Here is a 4851-nt window from a genome sequence, read left to right as displayed (position 1 = left end):
CGCGCGCGCTGTAATAGGCGAGGGCGCGATAATAAACACTGGCGCGATCATCGAGCATGACTGCGAGATCGGCGATTTTGCGCACGTTAGCCCAAGCGCGGCGCTAGCAGGCGGAGTGATCGTGGGCGCAAACACGCACGTGGGCATAGGATCTTGCGCTATACAGTGCGTAAAAATCGGCGCAAACTGCATAATCGGAGCGGGCAGCGTCGTAGTACGAGATATCGCAGACGGCAGCGTCGCCTACGGTAATCCCGCTAAAGTTAGGCGAAATTTAAGCTAAATTTGAGCGCTAAATGCCGCTCGTCAAATTTGCGCTCGTAGCTACAAAGGACGGCGCAAGCAAAATAGATAAAGTATCCCGCTAGGCGTCAAATTTACCTTTTTAAAATATATTTTGATGCAAAATTTAACAAAATTCCCTTTTTCTACGGTCTAAAAGCGACTTTAAACGAGTTTTTATAAAAATATTTAGATTTTAAGTGCTACAATGCGTAAATTTCTTTAAGGAATAATAATGCAAAGAATTTTCCTAAGCCCGCCACACATGAGCGGCAAAGAGCAAGAGTATATAAACGAGGTTTTTAAGAGCAACTATATCGCGCCGCTTGGCGAATACGTGAATAAATTTGAAGCGAGCGTCTCAAGCTACGCGGGCGCGCCCGATGCTTTGGCGCTAAATTCCGGCACGTCGGCGATCCACTTGGCGCTAAGAGTGCTTGGTATCGGCGCGGGAGACGTGGTGCTAGCCTCTACGTTTACCTTTATGGCGTCCGTTAGCCCGATACTTTATCAAGGCGCGACGCCTGTTTTTGTCGATAGTGATGAAAGCTGGAATCTAAGCCCCGAGCTGCTAAAAAAGGCGATCGCAAATTCGCCTAAAAAGCCAAAAGCGCTCGTCGTCACGCACCTCTACGGTCAGGCGGCCAAGATGAAAGAGATCTGCGAGATCTGCGAGCAGGAAAATATCGCCGTCGTCGAGGACGCGGCCGAGGCGCTGGGCGGATTTTTGAACGGCAAAGCGCTAGGCACTTTCGGGCGACTGGGCGCATATAGCTTTAACGGCAACAAAATCATCACCACAAGCGGCGGCGGCATGCTAGTGGGCGAAAGAGAGCTCGTGGAAAAGGCGAGATTTTACAGCACGCAAGCTAGGGAGCCCTTTTTGCACTACGAGCACAAAGACTACGGCTACAACTACCGCCTAAGCAACGTCCTTGGCGCGATCGGAACGGCACAGATGGAGGTGCTGGAAGCGCGCGTGATAAAAAAACGAGAAATTTTTGAAAAATATCAAAAAGAGCTTCCTGAGCTTGAGTTTATGCCAGAGATTGCAAATTCTCGCGGCAACCGCTGGCTAACGACCGCGCTGTTTAAAGAAAAAGGCGCGCATCTACGCGTGATAGACGCACTCGCTAAAGAAAACATAGAAAGCCGTCCGCTTTGGAAGCCGATGCATATGCAGCCGGTGTTTGAAGGGGCGCTAGCGTTTACAGACGGGACTAGCGAGGAGATGTTTGCGCGCGGTATCTGCCTGCCTAGCGGCACTGCGATGGGGGACGAGGAGTTTGCGCGAGTGGTAAAAATCGTAAAGGAAAATTTATAAATGTTTAAGGCGACGAAGCTAAAGCGGCTTGCGTTTTTTCTAACCTTTGACATCGCGATATTCGTCGCGTCGTTTTATCTGGCGTATCTGCTTAGATTTAGCGGCGTGCTGCCTGATTATTTTAGAGGCGGACTGGTCGCGGGCTGCGCTACGATGGTGGTTTTAAAGCTATTTTTCATGTGGCTTTTTAAAATTTACAAGGTGCCGTGGAGATTTTTCGGACTAAACGAAGCGAGGAAAATTTTCCTCGTTCATCTTTGCGCGATCGTCTGCTTTTGGATCGTTTATTTTGCGATGCCCGCGGTTTTTAACCCGTTTCCGCGAAGCGTGGTTTTTATAGACTTTATCATCTCGTGCCTGCTAATCGGAAATTTAAGGATCGCCAAGCGTATGTTTTTAGACTTTTCTAAAAAGCCGCACACGGGCGAGCCATGCGTCGTTATCGGCGCTACGTCAAAGGCGCTTCACGTTTTAAAGGGACTTAGGCAGGGCTACATCGACCTTTATGCCGTGGGCGTAGTAGACGGCAGGAGCGATCTGGTCGGCACTTACTGCGACGGATTTTTGGTGCAGCCAAAGAGCGAAATCGCAAATTTGATCAAAGAATACAACGTAAAAACCGCCATCATCGCGCTAGCGCTCGGTCAAGACGAGCTAGCGGAGCTTTTTGACGAGCTTACGGCTTACGGTATCCGCGATATCAAGATTTTTTCTATGTTTGGCACCGGTAAGGACGCTATCAAGGATATCTCGATCGAGGATCTGCTAGCTAGAAAGCCAAAAGACCTAGATAGCAGCGCGGTGGAGAAGTTTTTAGGCGGTAAGGTCGTTTTAGTTACGGGCGCAGGCGGCAGTATCGGTAGCGAAATTTGCAAGCAGTGCCTCAAATTTGGCGTAAGCAAGCTAATCATGATCGATCACAGCGAGTTTAATCTCTATAAAATCGGCGAGATAACTCACAGCGACAAAACCGTGAGCAAGATGATAAATATCGTAAACGAAGCTGATCTGCGCGCTGTTTTTGAGGAGTTTAGACCGCAGATCGCGATCCATGCCGCAGCTTATAAGCACGTGCCGCTTTGCGAAGCAAACCCGAAAGCAGCGGTCGTAAATAACATAATCGGCACTAAAATTTTGATCGATTTATCTATCGAATACGGCGTTAGCAAGGTCGTGATGATCTCATCCGATAAGGCCGTGCGCCCGACGAATATCATGGGCGCGACTAAACGCGTGTGCGAGCTTTACGCGCTAAACTCGAATTTGCCTGCTAAAACCGAGATCGTCGCGGTGCGCTTCGGTAACGTGCTAGGCTCAAGCGGCAGCGTAATACCGAAATTTAAAGAGCAAATCGAAAACAATAAACCGCTAACCGTCACGCACCCTGATATCACGAGGTATTTTATGCTAGTTTCCGAGGCCTGTCAGCTCGTGCTTCAGGCTGCTTCGATCGCAAAAGGCGGCGAGCTTTTCGTGCTTGATATGGGTGAGCCGATAAAGATCGCCGATCTAGCTAAAAAAATGCTGATTTTATCAAACAAAGAGCACCTGGGCGTCGAATTCGTCGGCCTTCGTCCGGGCGAGAAGCTTTACGAGGAGCTTTTAATAAACAAAGACGACGTAAAAACCGAGTTTCAGTCTATTTTCGTGACGCACTCTAGCAAATACGACGTAGCTAAACTAAATGAACAAATCAAAAATTTAACGCACGCGGACGACGTCGCGGCGGCGCTCAAAGAGATCGTGCCGGAGTTTAATCACGCGCTAAATAAGGAATAAATTTGACGTTACAAGATATACAGAGGTTTTCGGAGTTAAGATACAAGGCTAGAGCCTATATATGCTATCTTTTTAGTAAAAATTTGCCAAACAGGCTGCCGGGGGTAAACGCCGAGTCGATAAAAAGCGGCTTTGATAAAATGGCGCACGAGATAGAGGGCTTTGACGCGTTTTACGTGCTTGACGCAAACGGCGTGCAAATAGGCGACGCCGTGAGCCTAAACGAAAAATACAAAGCCGGCGGCGGCGAAAACTGCAGCAATAAGTCTTATTATTACACCGCGGTGCGCGAGAAGCGCTGCGTGCTAAGCGACCCGTACCCGTCCTCGCTAACGGGCGAGCTGTGCGTGACGGCGTCCACTCCGATATATGATGATAAGGGAGAGCTAAAATTCGTCGCGTGTATCGACGTTTCGCTAGAAAATATCCTAGCCATCGCCTCCCACGGCAAGCTAGAGAGCTACTTCGGCAAATTTCTAAAGGTCGTTTATGCCGCGTTTGCGGTCGCGCTTTTTATGGTGGCGGCATTTCTTTTTGTAGACGGGCTAAAGAGATTTTTGTCTAAAGATTTTATGAACATTAACGTCGAGGAGATGTTTGAAACCACGATCGTGCTGACGCTGGCGCTTGCGATCTTTGACTTGGTTAAAGCGATATTTGAGGAAGAGGTGCTCGGAAAAGGAAAGCATGGCGATAACGGCGAAAATAAAACGATGCTGCGTTTTATCGGCTCGATCATCATCGCGCTTGCGATCGAGGCGCTGATGCTCGTGTTTAAATTTGCCATCACGGCGCCAGATCACATCATAAACGCGATCTATCTCATCGGCGGCGTTGCGATGCTGATGGTCGCGCTTAGCGTTTATCTTTTTGCTACCAAGCAAAGGAGCTCGCATTGATCGGCATCATCGACTACGGCGCGGGAAATTTAAGGAGCGTTTTAAACGCGTTTGAGAGTTTAAATTTAAAGGCGAAACTCGTCGGTCGCGGCGAGGAGCTGGGTAAATTTGATAAGATTATTTTGCCAGGAGTCGGAGCTTTTGGCGAAGCGATGCAAAAGCTAAAAGATAGAAATTTTATCCCCGCGATAAAAGAAGCCGTAGCCGGCGGAAAGCCGTTTTTGGGCATTTGTCTGGGTATGCAGCTACTTTTTGAGCAAAGCGAGGAATTTGGCGTAAATGAGGGACTTGGGCTCGTAAAAGGGAGAGTGGTTAAATTTGACCCGTCCAAATTTGACGCTCCGCTAAAGGTGCCTCATACGGGGTGGAATACGATAAATTTTACCAAGCAAACGCCGATAAATAAGGATCTGGCGGCCAGCGAGTATTTATACTTCGTGCACTCTTATCACGTAGTTTGCGAGGACGATGCGGCGCTTGGCTTTAGCGAATACGGCTATAAATTCGTAAGCGCGGTGTGTAAAGATAATATTTTCGGCTTTCAGCCGCACCCCGAAAAGAGCCATG

At 48.6% G+C, this 4851-nt stretch carries 4 protein-coding genes and 1 pseudogene; all 5 read left to right on the top strand.

The genetic code is table 11. The features are described from left to right. Window positions 1–283, top strand: a pseudogene (gene pglD, locus Q0338_RS09105) (UDP-N-acetylbacillosamine N-acetyltransferase); the annotation flags it as partial. 234 nt (window positions 284–517) lie between these two features. Then, window positions 518–1606 (top strand): UDP-N-acetylbacillosamine transaminase, encoded by a 1089-nt coding sequence (gene pglE, locus Q0338_RS09100; RefSeq protein WP_298086476.1) that lies wholly within the window; start codon window positions 518–520, stop codon window positions 1604–1606. Then, window positions 1607–3385, top strand: coding sequence for a UDP-N-acetylglucosamine 4,6-dehydratase (configuration-retaining) (gene pglF / locus Q0338_RS09095; RefSeq protein ID WP_298086475.1), 1779 nt, complete (start codon window positions 1607–1609; stop codon window positions 3383–3385). It begins immediately after the preceding gene. A 2-nt stretch (window positions 3386–3387) separates the two neighbouring features. Next, window positions 3388–4284 (top strand): PDC sensor domain-containing protein, encoded by an 897-nt coding sequence (locus Q0338_RS09090; protein WP_298086474.1) that lies wholly within the window; start codon window positions 3388–3390, stop codon window positions 4282–4284. Continuing rightward, window positions 4281–4851: imidazole glycerol phosphate synthase subunit HisH (hisH, locus tag Q0338_RS09085; RefSeq protein WP_298086473.1), on the top strand; the 571-nt coding region annotated here is incomplete at its 3' end. The genes Q0338_RS09090 and hisH, both read left to right, overlap by 4 nt.

The organism is uncultured Campylobacter sp., from assembly GCF_938018145.1.
Lineage (GTDB): Bacteria > Campylobacterota > Campylobacteria > Campylobacterales > Campylobacteraceae > Campylobacter_A.
Note: the sequence above shows the minus strand (reverse complement) of the source record. Positions and strands in the feature narration are given on the sequence as shown.

Coding starts and splice junctions, on each gene's coding strand:
- pglE (WP_298086476.1), top strand. CDS start 518: ATGCAAAGAATTTTCCTAAGCCCGCCACACATGAGCGGCAAAGAGCAA.
- pglF (WP_298086475.1), top strand. CDS start 1,607: ATGTTTAAGGCGACGAAGCTAAAGCGGCTTGCGTTTTTTCTAACCTTT.